This window comes from Bacteroides sp. 90-K9/2, from assembly GCF_047310725.1.
Lineage (GTDB): Bacteria > Bacteroidota > Bacteroidia > Bacteroidales > Bacteroidaceae > Bacteroides > Bacteroides vicugnae.
The window spans coordinates 170,997-188,687 of sequence record NZ_JBCGVL010000007.1; the positions used below are offsets into that span (position 1 = coordinate 170,997).

At 46.1% G+C, this 17,691-nt stretch carries 11 protein-coding genes; 6 read left to right on the forward strand and 5 right to left on the reverse strand.

Going from position 1 to position 17,691, the window contains the following annotated elements:
- The first annotated feature begins 10 nt into the window (after window positions 1-10).
- From AAHJ11_RS16545 to AAHJ11_RS16555, 3 genes are all read left to right on the forward strand, one after another.
- A complete protein-coding gene (locus AAHJ11_RS16545) occupies window positions 11-1,126 on the forward strand; it encodes an acyltransferase family protein (protein WP_320975176.1) in 1,116 nt (371 codons plus the stop codon).
- A gap of 574 nt (window positions 1,127-1,700) precedes the next feature.
- Window positions 1,701-2,480 (forward strand): hypothetical protein, encoded by a 780-nt coding sequence (locus tag AAHJ11_RS16550; RefSeq protein WP_195650033.1) that lies wholly within the window; start codon window positions 1,701-1,703, stop codon window positions 2,478-2,480.
- Window positions 2,481-2,583: 103 nt separating this feature from the next.
- Complete coding sequence (locus AAHJ11_RS16555; RefSeq protein ID WP_195650034.1) at window positions 2,584-3,792, forward strand: multidrug effflux MFS transporter; 1,209 nt, start codon at window positions 2,584-2,586, stop codon at window positions 3,790-3,792.
- 121 nt (window positions 3,793-3,913) lie between these two features.
- Here AAHJ11_RS16555 and AAHJ11_RS16560 read toward each other — a convergent pair whose 3' ends face one another.
- The 4 genes from AAHJ11_RS16560 to AAHJ11_RS16575 form a co-directional block, all read right to left on the reverse strand.
- Window positions 3,914-5,350, reverse strand: a complete 1,437-nt coding sequence (locus tag AAHJ11_RS16560; RefSeq protein ID WP_195650035.1) for a calcineurin-like phosphoesterase C-terminal domain-containing protein — start codon at window positions 5,348-5,350, stop codon at window positions 3,914-3,916.
- A gap of 3 nt (window positions 5,351-5,353) precedes the next feature.
- On the reverse strand, window positions 5,354-5,911 hold the full coding sequence (locus AAHJ11_RS16565; RefSeq protein WP_298045975.1) for a hypothetical protein: 558 nt from the start codon (window positions 5,909-5,911) through the stop codon (window positions 5,354-5,356).
- Window positions 5,912-5,980: 69 nt separating this feature from the next.
- Complete coding sequence (locus AAHJ11_RS16570; RefSeq protein ID WP_217721658.1) at window positions 5,981-7,459, reverse strand: SusD/RagB family nutrient-binding outer membrane lipoprotein; 1,479 nt, start codon at window positions 7,457-7,459, stop codon at window positions 5,981-5,983.
- Between the two features lie 10 nt (window positions 7,460-7,469).
- Window positions 7,470-10,727 (reverse strand): SusC/RagA family TonB-linked outer membrane protein, encoded by a 3,258-nt coding sequence (locus AAHJ11_RS16575; RefSeq protein ID WP_250701106.1) that lies wholly within the window; start codon window positions 10,725-10,727, stop codon window positions 7,470-7,472.
- A 356-nt stretch (window positions 10,728-11,083) separates the two neighbouring features.
- Here AAHJ11_RS16575 and AAHJ11_RS16580 point away from each other — a divergent pair, with 356 nt between their 5' ends.
- Window positions 11,084-12,166 carry a PDDEXK nuclease domain-containing protein gene (locus AAHJ11_RS16580; protein ID WP_148365079.1) on the forward strand — a complete coding sequence of 361 codons (1,083 nt, stop codon included), beginning with the start codon at window positions 11,084-11,086 and terminating at the stop codon, window positions 12,164-12,166.
- Between the two features lie 71 nt (window positions 12,167-12,237).
- Here AAHJ11_RS16580 and AAHJ11_RS16585 read toward each other — a convergent pair whose 3' ends face one another.
- A complete protein-coding gene (locus AAHJ11_RS16585; protein WP_320975180.1) occupies window positions 12,238-13,086 on the reverse strand; it encodes a helix-turn-helix transcriptional regulator in 849 nt (282 codons plus the stop codon).
- Window positions 13,087-13,243: 157 nt separating this feature from the next.
- On the opposite strand from AAHJ11_RS16585, the gene AAHJ11_RS16590 reads away from it, so the two are divergent.
- Both AAHJ11_RS16590 and AAHJ11_RS16595 read left to right on the forward strand, forming a co-directional pair.
- A complete protein-coding gene (locus tag AAHJ11_RS16590; RefSeq protein ID WP_148365077.1) occupies window positions 13,244-14,437 on the forward strand; it encodes an efflux RND transporter periplasmic adaptor subunit in 1,194 nt (397 codons plus the stop codon).
- 18 nt (window positions 14,438-14,455) lie between these two features.
- Window positions 14,456-17,653, forward strand: a complete 3,198-nt coding sequence (locus AAHJ11_RS16595) for an efflux RND transporter permease subunit (RefSeq protein WP_148365076.1) — start codon at window positions 14,456-14,458, stop codon at window positions 17,651-17,653.
- The last annotated feature ends 38 nt before the right edge of the window (window positions 17,654-17,691 follow it).

Consider the following 17,691-nt stretch of genomic DNA (forward strand, 5'->3'; position numbering starts at 1 on the left):
TAAGAACAATATGAAATCAGAACGTTTACTTTCATTAGATATACTCCGGGGAATCACCATTGTCGGAATGATTTTGGTGAACAACCCCGGAACATGGGAATCCATTTACGCACCCTTGCGACATGCCGAATGGAACGGACTGACTCCGACAGATTTGGTTTTCCCGTTCTTCATGTTTATAATGGGCGTTTCCATGAGCTTTGCCTTATCCCGATTCGATCATCATTTCAGCCGTAGTTTCATCACCAAACTGGTACGGCGCACGGTGATCTTGTTTTTGTTGGGGCTTTTTCTGTCCTGGTTCTCGTTGGTGTGCGCAGGGGTAGAACAACCTTTTTCGCACATACGTATTCTGGGAGTGTTGCAGCGGTTGGCATTGGCTTATTTCTTTGGTTCCTTGCTGATTGTGGGTGTCCGGCGTCCGGCAAATCTGGCATGGATCTCCGGGATCATTCTGGCAGGCTATTCCATCTTGCTGGCTTTGGGACACGGATTTGAACTTTCCGAACAGAATATTATTGCCGTTACAGACCGCACCTTATTCGGAGAAGCCCATTTGTATCGGGAGTGGTTGCCGAACGGCGGGCGTATCTTTTTTGATCCGGAAGGCCTGTTGAGTACCTTGCCGTGCATTGCGCAAGTGATTATCGGTTATTTCTGCGGAAATATTTTGCGGGACAAGACTGAAATCCATCACCGGCTGTTGCAGATCTCCATACTGGGTATTGCTCTTTTGTTTGCAGGATGGTTGTTGAGTTACGGCTGCCCGTTGAATAAGAAAGTATGGAGTCCGACTTTTGTTCTGGTGACTTGTGGCTTTGCCTCTTTGTTTCTTGTGTTTCTCACTTGGCTGATTGATATTCGTAAAAAGCAGAAATGGGGATATCCTTTCCATGTTTTTGGTACGAATCCATTGTTTATTTATATAGTGGCCGGTGTGTTAGCTACTTTGTTGGAGGTAATTACGGTTGGGGAGAGTAGCTTGCAGGAGAAGATTTACACTTCCATTTGGAGCGTTCTTCCCGATGCTCATCTGGCCTCTCTGATTTACGGCCTTCTGTTTATCGGATTCAATTATCTAATTGTATGGGTGCTGTACAAAAAGCAAATTTTTATAAAGATATAAGAGGTCGGTGACAGGTTTGAAAAAGTAGAGTTTATGCCGGATAGCTACGACAGTTTGTTTTCGTAGCCGGATGGCATAAACTCTATTGATATCTTTTTGCTCATAAAGTGAAAAGAAATTTAATTAATAGTAGAAGTTAGAATTTTCTGTAGTGAAAATAGGATTATCAACTTTGCACTGCTACACCCCAACTATGGAAATCATCCATTTTGTTCTTGTAACAAATGTCCTTTTGATAATATCTTGGTTTCATCTTGATACCTGTTTTCTATTCGAATAAGGGCAATGATGTACTCGGATTGTCGGAAATATTTACAACATTCAGGTCGGAGATGTACTTGTTCTGATGAATTCAACCGAAGCTTTTAATGGATAAAATGGAAGTACATAATAGTCTCTTTTTAGCTAGGTATTTCTTTCTTTTTTAAAATTTAACTTTTTGTTATTTGTTTGTATTTCAATGTTTTAGCGCTTGTATGTACACTTGCTTATAACCAATATCCCCCTTGCCTGAATCATCGTTTTTTTGTATATTTATTGCCGGATTAATACGTAAACAATAAATGTATTGTATATGGAGAATATAAAAAAAATGGTACATGCACTGCTGGAAACAACCGGTAGTCATGCTCCCTTGTTGCAGCAGATTAATGAGGCGTTATTAAAGGATTATCAACTCAACATCAGTAGTGGGTTGCAGATTCTGCCCAAAGAAGTTGAAATCTACTATGTGAACCGGAAAGCAAAGCATCCTTATGTTGATTCGAATATGCACTGCATGCTTGATCCGAAAACAGATGCGGAAATATGGCAGATGCAATCCGGACGTTTCGGACAACTCTATTTTCATCGGAAAGGGTTGGGAGGAGTAGATGTGTGCTTGTCGGATAGCGATCATTTTGCTTTGTGTTGTACCATTAAAGCCGCTGAAATCAATGGCGAAGAGTGTTGGAGTCCGTTGAAAGTGCGTAATGTCATTCTTGAAAAAATCTGTGCGGAAGAAGGAATGTTGCCGGATGTACAGAACAAACAGAAGATAATGGACCGGATGAATGAGAAGAGGTCACTTTCCGTCCTTGCACCCCGCGAATATCCGATTACGGGGTATGTATATCATTTGCACCGCAGAGGACTGCGCCGGAGAGACCGGAATGTGTTGTTGCCTTTGCGCTCATTTGTCGATCTGTGGAATAAAAAACTGCTTATGGGTAATGTACAGAAACTAAATCTCTATATGAACGCTCATCCGCAGGCGAATATTCTGGAAGTGTTGCGTGAACACAACTTCCGTTATATTCCATTTGAAGTAAAGATACGGTATAACATGGATCGTAAGGTGAAGCTATACGACTAAATAAGAAAAATTGTTCTGAAAAGCTCCTTTTTTGTTCTGATTAAGCCTATAAGTAAATAAAAGAAAACCGATACCTTTGCAGTCGAATTTTAATCAATAGTGTATGACTGCAATAATAAATAAGGAGAACTCAAAGGTGTTTTTGCTGATTTTACTCGGTATGTTGTCAGCGTTCGGACCTTTTGTAACGGATATGTATTTGCCTAGTCTGCCAGCAATGGCAGACTATTTTTCTACCCACTCGTCGATGGTGCAACTGGGACTTACCACCAGCATGATAGGGCTGGCATTGGGACAAATCTTTTTCGGACCATTGAGTGATAAATATGGCAGGCGTCCGTTGTTGCTCGTCTCGATGATACTGTTCATCGTGTCTACGGTATTCTGTCTTTTTGCGCCGGACATTTATTCGTTTATCACATTGAGGTTGATACAGGGAATCGGAGGGGCAGGCGGTATTGTCATATCCCGTTCGGTGGCTACGGACAAGTTTTCGGGGAAGGAACTGGCCAAGATGCTGGCCGTGATCGGCGCGATTAATGGAGTGGCTCCCGTGGCAGCTCCGGTAGTCGGAGGGTTGGTGACCGGGACGATCGGATGGAAAGGGATTTTTGTGATATTGCTGTTTATTGGCGTACTGCTGTGGATAGGCTGCATCCGTTTTAAAGAATCACTTCCCGTAGAGAAACGCTCGAAGACGGGAATCGTTTCTACTTTCCGTAACTTCGGTGCAATCGTTCATAACCCCCGTTACATGCTCTATGTTCTGCAACTGGCGTTTGCACAAGGCATCCTCTTTGCTTACATAGCTTCCTCACCTTTTATTGTGCAACAACATTACGGATTTTCCCCCTTTGCATTTAGTATCTGCTTCGCGGTGAATGCGGTAGCTATCGGGGTGGCAGCAGCTATCTCCGTGAAATTCCGCCAACCTGAAACTGGGACGCTGACCGGATGCATCGGTATGTTGTGCCTGTCCGTCTGTGTGATGATTGCCTTGTATAACGGATGCGGCTTCTGGACCTATGAACTGCTGATGTTTGCATTACTTTTCACAATGGGACTGACCTTTACTTCCTCCACTACCTTGGCGATGGATAGCGAACGCCGTTACGCCGGAGCAGCTTCCGCCCTGTTGGGAGCACTCTGTTTTGCTTCCGGAGGTATTGTTTCTCCGTTGGTCGGCTTGGGAAATATCCTTGTATCTACCGGAGTTACATTTGTGGTCTGCGCCATCTGTTCCCTGCTTTGTGCACTATGGGCGATGAGGAAAGTACCGATGAAAGTAGCAATGTACCGGATTTTCCGTTAAAGTGAGATTGTTTCAAAAATAAAAGTCATGAGGAAGTTAAAGCTTAAACTCCCTCATGACTTTTATAATTTACTACCAGTATAATTATAATTACTACCAGTATAAACAGACCGTAATAAAACTAGAGTTTTATCTCTTCTGTAAATATTTCCCCGAAACGGTTCTTAACTACCACCTTGACAGATTTTGCATCTTTGGAAGGCTGTGCACGGAAAAGATGGCGTGTGTGATAACCCGTTTTCTTTCCCTTTACCATATTGATATAATCCTGATCCTCATCGTCAAAAGCTTGCATTGCACCTTTCAACACTCCATCCTCGTACCAGTTTACCGTATACGTCCAGTCCCAATCCCAGATATTGGCTACCACGTAGTCTTTCTGGCTTTCAAACTCTCCCGGTTGGTAAAGCCGGAACTGATAGTCGGGAGAACACCCCGTTGCTTTGTAACGCCATTTCACATCATCACCTTTCACTTGTACCACCAGATAACCGTTCGGTGCTCCGCAACGATTCACGTGTCCTGCCCACCATGCGCCGCAGGCGGCTCCGATATTATGTTCGTAAATGGTAGGGGCGGGCAACTGATTTTCATAAAAGTGCGTGTGTCCGGAGAAAATATGTACTTGGTAAGGCCTCAACAGTTGGAAAAGCGCATTGGCGTTGCGCGCATTTCCCCCCGCAGATACCGTGTTATTAGCTACCGGAGCGTGAACGTTCAGGAACACGATATTTCCTTTGGGCACATAACTTAAATCCTTTCTCAACCAGTCCAAATCTTCCGGCGTGAAGCGTTCCGTGTATTTCTTGTTGCCGTCGTAGTCAATATCTTTCATTGCTATCACATGAACTTTACCGATATTGAATGAATAGTTGGCCGGGCCGAATGACTGATAATAATTCTGTTCCCCATAACCATCTGCCGGATGATCCGTCTGCGTCATGGATTTGTAGAGCAGGTTGAAGTCGTGGTTTCCCATCAGTTGGAACATCGTCATTCCCAAATTGGATACCGCTTGACGGTAAGGAGTGTACAGGTTCATGGCATCCCACACCAGATCCCCCAGTCCCATGCCGATGATTTCGAAGTTCTTTAGTGAGTCGGCAGTCTGTTTCAGGTCGGGCACTGTTTCCGTGCGGAAGCGGTCCAGTTGTTTTTCGTTTCTCACTTGCGGGTCGGAAATGGCGATGTAGACAAATTCATCCACCGGCTTCTGTCGTTTAGTTAGTACGAAGTCACATTGGTTCTCGCTTTTCCCGGCATCCAGATATTGATAGAAACCATCGGCTACCCCCTCTTTGGAAGGAAGCTCATACGCTGCCGGAGTGGAGATATAAACCATCGGATAACGTGCCGGGTCAGTGTTCAGAACATAATTTCCTTGCGCATCAGTCGTTTTGAAATGTGCTCCGTCCGTCACCACTACACCGCTGACGGGTTTACCTGTATTATCTTTCACACTACCTTTCACCACCGTCTGACCAAAGGCGGCAACAGTGTTCAGCTGGAAAAGCAAGACCGCTGCAAACAGCGTATTTCTAAAATTGATCTTTTTCATTGCTTATAACTTTCTTAAAGTAACCTGATTGAATAATGCGATAATTTCTTCCGGTTCATTTGCCGACTTGAGAGCCTCTTCAAAAGACTTGCTGTTATCATCGAAACACATCACATTGGCGCAATCCAGGATATGACCCATATTGAATGTAGCAACTTCCCGGCTCACCTCTTCTTTCTTCAATGCCTTCTTATAATATTTATTCACCTTATTGACTGCCTTGTAAATAGAAGGCTTCAAAATTTCGACTGAAGAATCTGTAAATCCGATTGTTACATCATACTCGTGCGTATAATTTTGGATGAAAGTATTCCATTTTCCGGTAATGTCACTCCCCAAATAATGTTCCGCTTCAAACACCGGTTTGGTAGCCGGGATTTCTCCATACACGTCGAATATAAACACCGCTTTCGGCTTTTTGCCTACGGGAGTAGCTTCTTTTTCATTGCTTGAAACATTGTCTTTTCCGGAGATATTCTCGTTCATGGCGAGCTCTCCTTTCTGCGCCATTGCTGCCATCGTTATAACTAACACAACAGCCATACTGATTATTCTTTTCATATTCATTGAATTTTAAAGATTGATTGAAATGATGATTATTGCCGCAATCTTGGTGACCGACACATTCATTTATTGCTGCCACATCAGCCGAATATGGAAGTCATCGCCTCCCATGTTCGCTTTAGCCGCCTGATAATTCTTCAGGTTAGTACGCTGCAGAGCAGACGGATATTTAAAGCGTTTCGGCATTTTGTTATTAGCATTTGCGATGCCGGGTCCCACAGGTAACACAGGAAAACCGGTACGGTTATATTCAAACCACTGCTGATAATCGCAAAAGAACAGTGCGACAAACTTCTGGTTCATGATTCGTTCCAGCGTATCATCATAAGCAGCTTCCGGATTTTCAAAATAATGGTCAGGCATTTTCTGTCCCCACTGTTCGATAGCCGCCTGCACTCCCTTCTGATAAGCCTCTTTGGCAGCGTTGCTTCCTCCGTCGATCACTCCTTTTTTCAGTAATTCCGCTTTGATGAATTCCACTTCGGCATAAGGCATCATGGCAAGTTTCATAGGCGCCTTCGCCATTTCCTGATTCAGCCCCGAAGCTGTGGTTGAAGGCAACGTCTGATAACCGCTGGGCAAACCCACATAATCTTTAGTCTGGTCGGGGAGAGTGACCTGTGTTGCATACACCTGCAGACGAGGATCGTTCCAACCTTTCAGCAGATTGACAAAGAACTCGGAAATCTGAACATAAGAAGTGAAATCCTGCGGACGGGTGAGCGGAGCTTCCTCCGGATAAGTTCCGCTGATGGCAAGCAGGGCGGCATCATCGTTCGATTCGAATACCGGATAAGTGGCGGGATCGGTCAGCATGGTACGCAGTTCCTGTTTCGCGTTGAATTCCGGCACGTCGATCACCCGCAGCAGTGCACGCAGACGGAGTGAGTTGCAGAACTTCTTCCATTTCAGAATACCGGTTGCATCTCCTTTGGACGTCTTGTACAACATTTCGCCCGATTGGTTGTAGATCAACCCGTTAGCTTTGTCGAATAATTCGTTGGCAGTCTTCAGATTATCGATAATCTGTTGGTACACCTGCTGCTGGGTGTCGAACTTCGGTGCGAGTATTCCCTTGTCGGCGGAGCAGGCTTCGCTCATCGGAATATCACCGAAGGCATCCGTTAGAATCTGGTATAGCCAACATTGTAAAGTCAGCGATATAGCATCGTAGTTGGGTTGTTTGGAGGCTTCCGGCAATTTTCCGGTGAGGCGCATCATCTCTTTGGCGTTGTTGATCCATTTATAATAAGTAGTCCATGTGCCGTCTCCTTCGCTGTCCGTCATATACCACCATCCCACACCGTTGGTGCTGCTGGTAGATACGGCACATTGCATCAGGTCGTAGGTATAGCTGTTGTAGCGTTTCCAGTTGTAGACCGATGTTTCGTATAAAATCGGGTTGAGCAGAGTGCCGGGATTCACCTCATCCATGCGGGTGGGGTCTGTATTGAGTTCGTCGAAGCTGGTGCAGGAAGTCGTGCAGAGAGCTCCGCACAAAGTCATTCCCCATACTATATTTTTGAAAAGTTTACAGGTTTTCATAAGTCAGTGTTTAAAAAGATACGTTAATATTCAGTCCGAAAGTGCGTGCCGTAGGCAGTGAGCCCGTCTCCACACCGGTCACCATCGAACTTCCGTTGAGGGCGGCAGATTCGGGGTCGAACAGAGGATAGTCGGTGATACAGAATAGGTTGCGTGCGTAGAGTGCCACCGATGCTTTGCTGAACGGTGTTTTCTTCAGTGTACTGTTCGGCAACTTGTACTCCAGTCTCATTTCGCGCAGCTTGAGGAATGAAGTGTCGAACGTGTTAGTTTCCACATTTGCCATCCGGTAGTATTCCTTATAATAACTTTCCACGGTCACCACTTTGGTGTTTGGCGAGTAAGTTCCGTCATCGTTCTTCACCGTTCCCGGGGCAATCATGTACATCCCGTCTTGTGGTGAAAGTCCGGCGGCAGCGATGCGCGGGTCGTCTTTCGACATATAAAATTCCGTTCCCGGCAGACGTCCGTTCAGGGTATGTTGCAGTTTTCCCTGTTCCGTCATTTTGTGGTGCGAGTGCGAGTACATTTTACCTCCCACCTGTCCGTCGAGCAGGACGCTAAGCGTGAAGTTCTTGTAAGAAAATTCGTTGTACAGTCCGGCTTTCCATTTCGGATAGGCCGTGCCGACGTATTCGATCTCTCCCGAACGTTCGGGCAATCCGTTGTCGTTGATGACCACATTTCCTTCCGGGTCGCGTACCAGTTTATATCCCCAGAGGTCGCCCGTGGTTCCACCCACACGTCCGATGATAGATACACTACCGATACTGCTGATTAACTGGTTCTCATCCGCCCCTTCCGCCAGTGAGAGAATCCGGTTCTCGTTCTTAGACCAAGTGAAAGTAGCGTTCCAGCGGAAATCCCTGCTGACTACCGGAGTAACGTCCAACTGGATTTCGTAACCGCGGTTGCGGACGCATCCCGAATTGATGGTAGCTTTGCTGTAACCTGTGGTCGGGTCCATCGGAGCATCCAGAATCTGGTTTTTGGTGCGGTTATAGTAGAACGTGAAATCGAGTCCGATGCGGTTGTGAAACATACGGAAGTCGAATCCCGTTTCGTAATTAGTCGAAATCTCCGGTTTGAAATCCTGATTATAGAGCGTAGAAGATACGATGGCCGATCCGGGAAAATCGCTCGTGCCATAATAGGGCGATGTCTTGTAAGGGTCTGTGTCGTTGCCGACCTGTGCCAGCGAACCTCTCACTTTCAACAGACTGATCTGTTCCGGCAACGTGAACCACTCGTTTATCACTGCACTGACGCTGACCGACGGATAGAAGAAAGAACGGTTGCTTTTCGGCAGGGTAGACGACCAGTCATTGCGCCCGGTGACATCGAGAAACAGTTTATCCTTATACGAGAAATTGGCCGTGAAATAAAGACTGTTCAACGCTTTCTTTTTGATAACCGTCTGCACGTTCGGGTTGGAAACGCCGTTTGCCAGTTTGTATACTCCCGGCGTAATCAATCCTACCACCGAGGCAGCCAACATATCGTAGCTTTGTTGCATCATGTTTCCACCTGCCGAAGCGTTGACACGCAATCCGTTGGCGAATGAATCATGGTAAGTAAATAAAGCATCGCTGTTTAATTCATAATCGAACACATTCTGCTTCTTGAAAAATCCGTTTCCGAAAACCACGTCACTGATAGGACGATGCTGTTCGCGTTGGTCTGCTGACAACTGGATACCGGACCGGATCATGAAATCGAATTTACTGTTGATGCGCAGATTGGCAGAAACGGATGATACATTACTGTGTTTCTCCGAAGGATTTTCAGATTCGTACAGAATGACATACGGGTTTCCGATAAATGAGCTGTACGGTTGGAGCTGTTTCACATTTTCCTGTCCGGTACGCCACATCGGACGCAACCAGTCGAGGTTGACATTCGGATTCTGGAAGATAAGGAAGTAGGAGATAGAATTACTGTTATATCCCAGTGCAGGCGTGTTGTTGAGCTTGCGGTACGTATAACTCGACTTGAAATTAATGCGCAGTGCCCTCGAAATCTGCTGTTGGGCGGAAATCATGGCGGTGATACGCTGGAAACCTGTATTGGGGAGAATCCATTCGTTCTTGGTGTGGGTGATGGACGCCCGCACGCTGCCCCGGTCGGATTTTCCGGTCAAGGCTACCGAGTTGGTCAGGGTATATCCCGTTTGGAACAAATCTTTGCGGTTGTTTTTGTACGCTACCCAGGGAGTGGCTACAGAAGCACGATCCTGTGTCACAGGGTCATATTGGTAGAACAACCTGTTGGCGTCGAAGCGTGCTCCGTAGGCGCTACTGGTTCCGCTGGTGCTTGCGTAACTGCCGTCTTCCGCTTTCCCGTAAGAGTAATAGGGCTGGCCTTCGTAGATAGAACCTGCCGGACCGATATTACTCGGCAATCCCTGTCCGAATTCATACTGGTAATCGGGCCATCTCATCACATCGTCAATACTGAAATTACCGCTGTAAGACACACCGATACCTTTGGGTGCACCCGCTCCCGATTTGGTAGTCACCATAATCACGCCATTGGCTGCACGCGTACCGTACAAGGCTGTCGCACTGGCTCCTTTTAATACTTGGATGCTTTCGATATCATCCGGATTGATGTCGGAGAATCCGTTACCATAGTCCACGGAAAGTTCGCTGTTTGAACCTGCACCGTAGGCAACACCCGGATTGGTCATCGGACTACTCATCGGTACACCGTCCACTACCACCAATGCGTCATTTCCGTTCTGGTTCAGCGAGACGTCCCCCCGCAGCGAGATACGGCTCGAATTGAGCGGGCCACCGGAAGAGATAACACTCAATCCGGCTACCTTACCGTTCAGTGCCGTCGACCAGTTGGTGGGCAGGGCGCTCGTAATCATATCCCCTTTCACGGTTTCCGTGGCATATCCCAATCCTTTTTCTTCACGTTTAATCCCCAAGGCAGTCACCACCACATCATTCAGTTGTTGCGACTCTTCTGCCAGTTTAACATTCATCGTGTTGCCTGCATAGTTCTTCTGTAGCGTTTTATATCCTACATAACTGAATACAAGCAAATCCTTTTGAGTCAATGTTTTTTTAGTCTTCAGGGAGTAGTTTCCATCAATGTCGGTCACCGTGCCGTCTGTCGAATTTTTCACAGCTACGGTAGCCCCGATTAACGGTTCCCCACCTTCACTCGTTATTTTTCCTTTCACTGTTGTCTGTGCGTATGCAGAGCCACAGCACAAGAGCCCAATCGACAGAGAAAGCAGCCATTTGTTTCTTTTCATAATCTTTTACCTTTCTTCTTTAAATTTATTAAATGCAATAAAGTTATTCACACCAGTGTTTTGTTTCACGGTGCAAAGGAATACAAGGCAGATTAAGATAGTATTACAGATCTGTTAACAATCTGTGTTGTGTCGTAAACACTAATTAGTATAATCCGTTTGTTCTTGTGACAGAAGTTGTGACATGGCGGAAAAAGCAAACAGATTTATCGGATAGTACATCCGTAATTCTTTAATTATCATTATATTTGTCACTTTATTATGAAGAAAGGTTTCTTTGCTTTGGGGCAATCGGCTGAATGATGTTTGGGTAGGAATAACCTATAATGTCTTTAATCTAAAATGAAAAATAATTAATGGAAATTCAGAATAGTATATTTAACTACGCTACTTTGCTTAAACAAGTCAAGGCACGGGTGGCACTCGCACAAAAAAAAGCGATTTACTCTGCTAATGAAGAAATGCTTTCTATGTATTGGGACATCGGCAAACTTCTTTGTGAAAGCCAGAAACAGATAGGCTGGGGAAACAATGCGCTTGAACAGCTTGCCAATGACCTGAAGAATGATTATCCGAAAGTGAAGGGCTTCTCAAAAAGAAACTGTCAGGTGATGATTCAATTCTATAATGAATATAATCAGCAACTTACAAATGCGCAACCAGCGGTTGCGCATTTGCAGGCAGCTTCCATAGTATTGCCGATAAAGCAATTAAGCTGGTCACACAACATCATTTTAATACAACGGGTAAAGGACCTGAAAGCTCGCTATTGGTATATGATTCAATGTTTAAAGAGTGGCTGGAGTCGTAATTTCTTAATCGAAGCGATCAATCAGGACTACTACCATACCTACGGAGCATTGGCAAACAACTTCGATACCACTCTTCCTGAAATACAAGCCAAGCAGGTAAAAGAAACCTTAAAAGACCCCTATATCTTTGATATGCTGACTTTCACTGACGAATACAACGAAAGAGATGTAGAGTTAGGGTTGGTTAAACATATTGAAAAGTTCCTTCTCGAAATGGGAGCAGGCTTCGCCTTCATGGGTAGACAATATCACATCGAAGTGTCCGGCAATGATTTCTATATTGACATCCTTATGTACAATGTGTTTATGCACAGATATTTAGTCGTGGAGTTAAAAAAAGGTGACTTTCAGCCCGAATATATCGGCAAACTGAATTTCTATTGTTCCGCTGTAGATGATATTCTTTGTCGGGAAGGGGATAATCAGACGATTGGTTTACTTCTTTGCCAGAACAAAGATCGTATTATGGCTGAATATGCTTTACGTGACGTGCACAAACCAATAGGTATTTCTGATTATGAGTTGGGTAAATCAATCCCTCAAGATATAAAATCTGGATTGCCTTCCATCGAAGAACTGGAAAGTAGGCTTTATCAGGGATTACAGGACAATGAAAGTACAGAGTAATTCAGGCGCGGTGGTGTATAGGCAGAAAAAATACACCACGCTCGCCTATCTGTGCTATTTTTGTTTTTTTATTACATAGAATACTTACTCTGATATTCCTTCGGCGACATCCCCTCGTGCCGCTTGAAGTACCTCCCCAAATACGACTGGTCGGGAAAACCAAGTTGGTCGGCTATCTCCTGAATGGTCAGTTCGGTGGATTGGAGCAATACTTTGATTTCGAGGATGGCAAAGTCGTCAATAATCTTTTTGGCGGAGTCGCGCGTCACGCTTTTGCAGATACCTGTCAGGTATTTGGTGGAGATGCACAGTTTGTTGGCATAGAAAGTCACTTCTCGTTGAGAAATGCAGTTTTCGTGTACCAGTGCGATGAAATTCTTGAAGATTTCATCCTGCCGGCTTCCTCCTTCAATTTCCTGACGGTCGAAGTGGCGGTAGCACTTATCATAGATATTCAGCATAAACGATTGGAGGTGATTTTTGGCAATCTGGTTACGGAAGCGGTTTTCACGGTCGTTGTATATGACCATTGCGGCATGTATCAAGCTGTTGATGGCTCCGGTATTTTCTTCCGGTAGTTTATAGCATGGTTTTTCTTTCATGAACCGGAAGAAAATCGGTTCGAACCGCAGGCAGGCTTCGCGAAACATTTCTTTGGGAAATCCGAAGAAAGAAGCAGTGAAATCGCTGCTGCTGCCGTTGATACGGATAATCGTTCCCGGCAAAAGCACGATTTGAGTATTTTCTATTATTTCATAGTCCTTCAAGTCGATCGTGACATGGGCCCACCCGCTTCTGCAAAAATAGATGGCACCCCCTTCCAGTTTCCACAGGCGATGCATAATTGGCGACAGGTTTTCGTCCATTCCGGCAACGAACGGTTCACGGAGGATGGCTAGGTTAGAGTTTTTTTGTTCCATTGTTCTTCTTATTTTGGGTACAAAAATAGGACTTTTTCACTAAATATCGGTTTTAATGTTCCAAAAATGAACAAAACTGAATACACTATGTCCAGTTTTCAATGAAGAAAACAGTCTACCTTTGCCGCGTTCAAAAATATTTAATAGGTAACAGAAAATGAGTAAAAAGGTATGTAAAGTGAAGCAAGGGCTATTGTTGCTCTGCTGTGTGGTAGTTGCTACGGGCTGTAAACAAGCTCCTCCGGCACAAATGGAAACAGAATACGAAGTGATGACCGTTTCTCCGGTCGACCGGATGATTTCGAGCACCTACTCGGCGACCATCCGCGGACGTCAGGATATTGATATTTATCCCCAGGTAAGTGGTACGCTGACTAAAGTCTGCGTGACGGAAGGCCAGCGCGTAAAGAACGGACAGACATTGTTCATCATCGACCAAGTGCCGTATGAAGCTGCTTTGCAGACGGCAGTGGCAAACGTTGAATCAGCCAAAGCCTCTCTGGCTACGGCGCAACTGACGTATGACAGTAAAGAGGAACTGTATAAAGAGAATGTAGTTTCCTCTTTCGATTTGAGTACGGCAAAAAACTCCCTGTTGGCTGCCAAAGCACAGTTGGCACAGGCCAAGGCGCAGGAAGTGAGCGCCCGCAATAATCTTTCTTATACGGTTGTGAAAAGTCCGGCCGACGGAGTGGTAGGCACGTTGCCTTACCGTGTAGGAGCTTTGGTAAGTTCCGCTCTTGCCCAGCCGTTGACTACCGTTTCCGACAATTCGGATATGTACGTCTACTTCTCCATGACAGAAAACCAATTACTGGGACTGATCCGTCAATATGGTTCTAAAGAGGAAGCACTGAAAAATATGCCTGCTATCGACCTGCAACTGAATGATAAATCAGCCTATTCCGAACGGGGACAGATTGAATCTATCAGTGGAGTGATCGACCGTTCGACGGGTACGGTCAGCCTACGTGCAGTTTTCCCGAACAAGGAAGGGTTATTGCATAGCGGTGGTGCGGGGAACGTGATTGTTCCTGTTCAAAAAACAGGTGCACTGACCATTCCACAGGCTGCCACTTTCGAAATACAAGATAAGAGATATGTGTATAAAGTAGTGGACGGCAAGGCGCAATCGAGTCAGGTACAAGTGACCCGCATCAATGGCGGCCGTGAATTTATTGTAGATGAAGGGTTGGCGCCGGGAGATGTGATTGTAGCAGAAGGAGTAGGTTTACTTCGTGAAGGCACTCCTATCAAGGCAAAGACGGCATCATCAGCTTCGGCAGCACAGGCAGATGCAGCACAAGCAGACCAGGCTTCATCATCTCCGGTAACTACTACTGAAAATTAAACCAAGGAGGAATCATTCATGAATTTAAGAACCTTTATAGAACGCCCCGTATTATCGGCAGTCATCTCTATCACGATTGTCGTAGTGGGTATCATCGGGCTGTTCACTCTGCCCGTTGAGCAGTATCCTGATATTGCTCCGCCTACCATTATGGTGAGTACCACCTATTATGGCGCCAGTGCGGAAACATTGCAGAAGAGTGTTATTGCGCCTTTGGAAGAGGCGATCAACGGAGTGGAAGACATGACCTACATGACTTCTTCCGCCACCAATGCCGGTTCGGTGAGCATCACCGTCTATTTTAAGCAGGGCACAGACCCCGATATGGCGGCTGTCAATGTGCAGAACCGTGTATCGCGCGCTACGGGGCAGCTTCCGGCGGAGGTAACCCAAGTCGGTGTGACCACTTCCAAGCGTCAGACGAGTATTTTGCAGATGTTCTCCCTGTCCAGTCCGGACGAGAGTTACGACGAGAACTTCCTGTCCAACTATATCAGCATCAACCTGAAACCTCAAATCCTTCGTATCTCCGGTGTGGGCGATATGATGATTATGGGCGGTGAATATAGTATGCGTGTTTGGATGAAGCCGGATGTGATGGCGCAGTATAAACTGATTCCGTCTGATATTACCGGTGTGCTTGCCGAGCAGAATATCGAATCGGCTACCGGTTCGTTCGGTGAGAACTCCAATGAAACGTATCAGTATACGATGAAATACAAGGGACGTTTGATTACTCCTGAAGAATTCGGGGATATCGTTATCCGTTCTACCGATAATGGTGAGGTTTTGAAACTGAAGGATATTGCCGATATACAACTGGGACAGGACAGCTATGCTTACCATGGTGGTATGGATGGTCATCCGGGTATATCCTGCATGGTGTTCCAGACTGCGGGTTCCAATGCGACCGAAGTAAACCGGAACATTGACAAATTTCTCGACGAGGCGCGCAAGGAGCTTCCGAAAGGAGTGGAACTGACGCAGATGATGAGCTCCAACGACTTCCTGTTCGCTTCCATTCATGAGGTAGTGAAGACATTGATTGAGGCTATCATATTGGTTATCCTTGTGGTGTACGTCTTTTTGCAGGACTTCCGTTCTACGTTGATTCCGCTGGTTGGAATTGTAGTTTCGCTGGTGGGCACGTTTGCTTTCATGGCGATAGCCGGATTCAGTATCAACCTATTGACTTTGTTTGCGTTGGTGCTCGTTATCGGTACGGTGGTGGATGATGCCATTATTGTCGTCGAGGCGGTGCAGGCGCGGTTCGATGTGGGCTATAGGTCATCGTATATGGCAAGTATCGACGCTATGAAAGGAATCAGTAATGCCGTTGTCACCTCTTCGCTGGTGTTTATGGCGGTGTTTATTCCGGTGTCCTTCATGGGCGGCACTTCCGGTACGTTTTATACGCAGTTCGGTCTGACGATGGCGGTTGCGGTGGGTATTTCCGCAGTCAATGCGTTGACTTTGAGTCCGGCTTTGTGTGCACTGCTGCTGAAACCTTATATTAATGAAGACGGAACGCAGAAGAACAACTTTGCGGCACGTTTCCGTAAGGCTTTCAATTCGGCTTTCGATGTGATGGTGGATAAATATAAGACGATTGTATTGTTCTTTATCAAGCGCAGATGGCTGACATGGTCTTTGCTGGCTTGTTCCGTAGTGTTGCTTGTGTTCCTGATGAATACCACAAAGACCAGTCTGGTACCCGACGAGGATCAAGGGGTTGTTTTTGTTAATGTGAGTACGGCGGCAGGCAGTTCGCTGGCAACAACGAATGAAGTGATGGGGCGTATTGAAAAACGCTTGATGGAAATACCTCAACTGAAACACGTGCAGAAAGTGGCGGGTTACGGATTGCTGGCAGGACAGGGTAGTTCGTTCGGTATGTTGATTCTCAAATTGAAACCGTGGGACGAACGTCCGGGGGATGAGGACAATGTGCAGTCGGTGATCGGTCAGGTATATGCGCGTACGGCTGATATAAAGGATGCCAGTGTGTTCGCCATCTCTCCGGGTATGATTCCGGGATACGGTATGGGTAATGCACTCGAACTTCATATGCAGGATAAGATGGGCGGTGATGTGAAAGAGTTCTTCACCACTACCCAACAATATTTGGGAGCCTTGAATCAGCGGCCTGAAATCTCGATGGCTTATTCGACATTCGATGTGCGCTATCCGCAGTGGACGGTAGAGGTGGATGCAGCTAAATGTAAGCGTGCAGGTATCACGCCCGACGCTGTGTTGAGTACGCTGTCCGGTTATTACGGTGGGCAGTATGTGTCCAATTTCAACCGCTTCTCTAAAGTGTACCGTGTCATGATTCAGGCCGATCCGGTGTTCCGCTTGGACGAAACTTCGCTCGATAATGCTTTTGTGCGTATGTCGAATGGAGAGATGGCGCCGTTGAGCCAGTTCGTTACGCTGACCCGTAGCTACGGTGCGGAATCATTGAGCCGTTTCAATATGTACAACTCCATTGCGGTAAATGCGATGCCGGCCGACGGATATAGTACGGGAGACGCCATCAAGGCTGTGCAGGAAACTGCCGAACAGTCTCTTCCGAAAGGTTACGGCTATGATTACGGAGGTATCACCCGTGAGGAAAACCAGCAAAGCGGTACGACAGTGATTATCTTCGGTATCTGCTTCCTGATGATTTACCTTATTTTGAGTGCGCTCTACGAGAGCTTCATTATTCCGTTCGCTGTTCTTTTGAGTGTGCCTTGCGGATTGATGGGTAGCTTCCTTTTCGCCCGGATGTTCGGACTGGAGAATAATATTTATCTGCAGACAGGTTTGATTATGTTGATCGGTCTGCTGGCGAAGACGGCTATTTTGCTGACGGAATATGCTGCTGAACGTCGTAAAGCAGGCATGGGGCTGATTGCTTCTGCGGTCAGTGCGGCTAAAGCCCGTCTGCGTCCGATTTTGATGACGGCGTTGACGATGATTTTCGGTCTGTTCCCGCTGATGATGTCAAGTGGAGTAGGAGCCAACGGTAACCGTTCATTGGGTACGGGTGTAGTAGGCGGTATGACCATCGGTACACTGGCGTTGCTCTTCATCGTGCCTACTTTGTTTATCGCTTTCCAGTGGTTGCAGGAACGTTTGCGTCCCGTGCAGAGCAGGCCGACGCATGACTGGCAGATTGAAGAAGAAATCAAAGTGAGCGAGGAAGAAAAATCTAAAGCTGGAAAAGGATAATTGATGATTAAAGTTTTTTAGGCACGGATTACACGGAT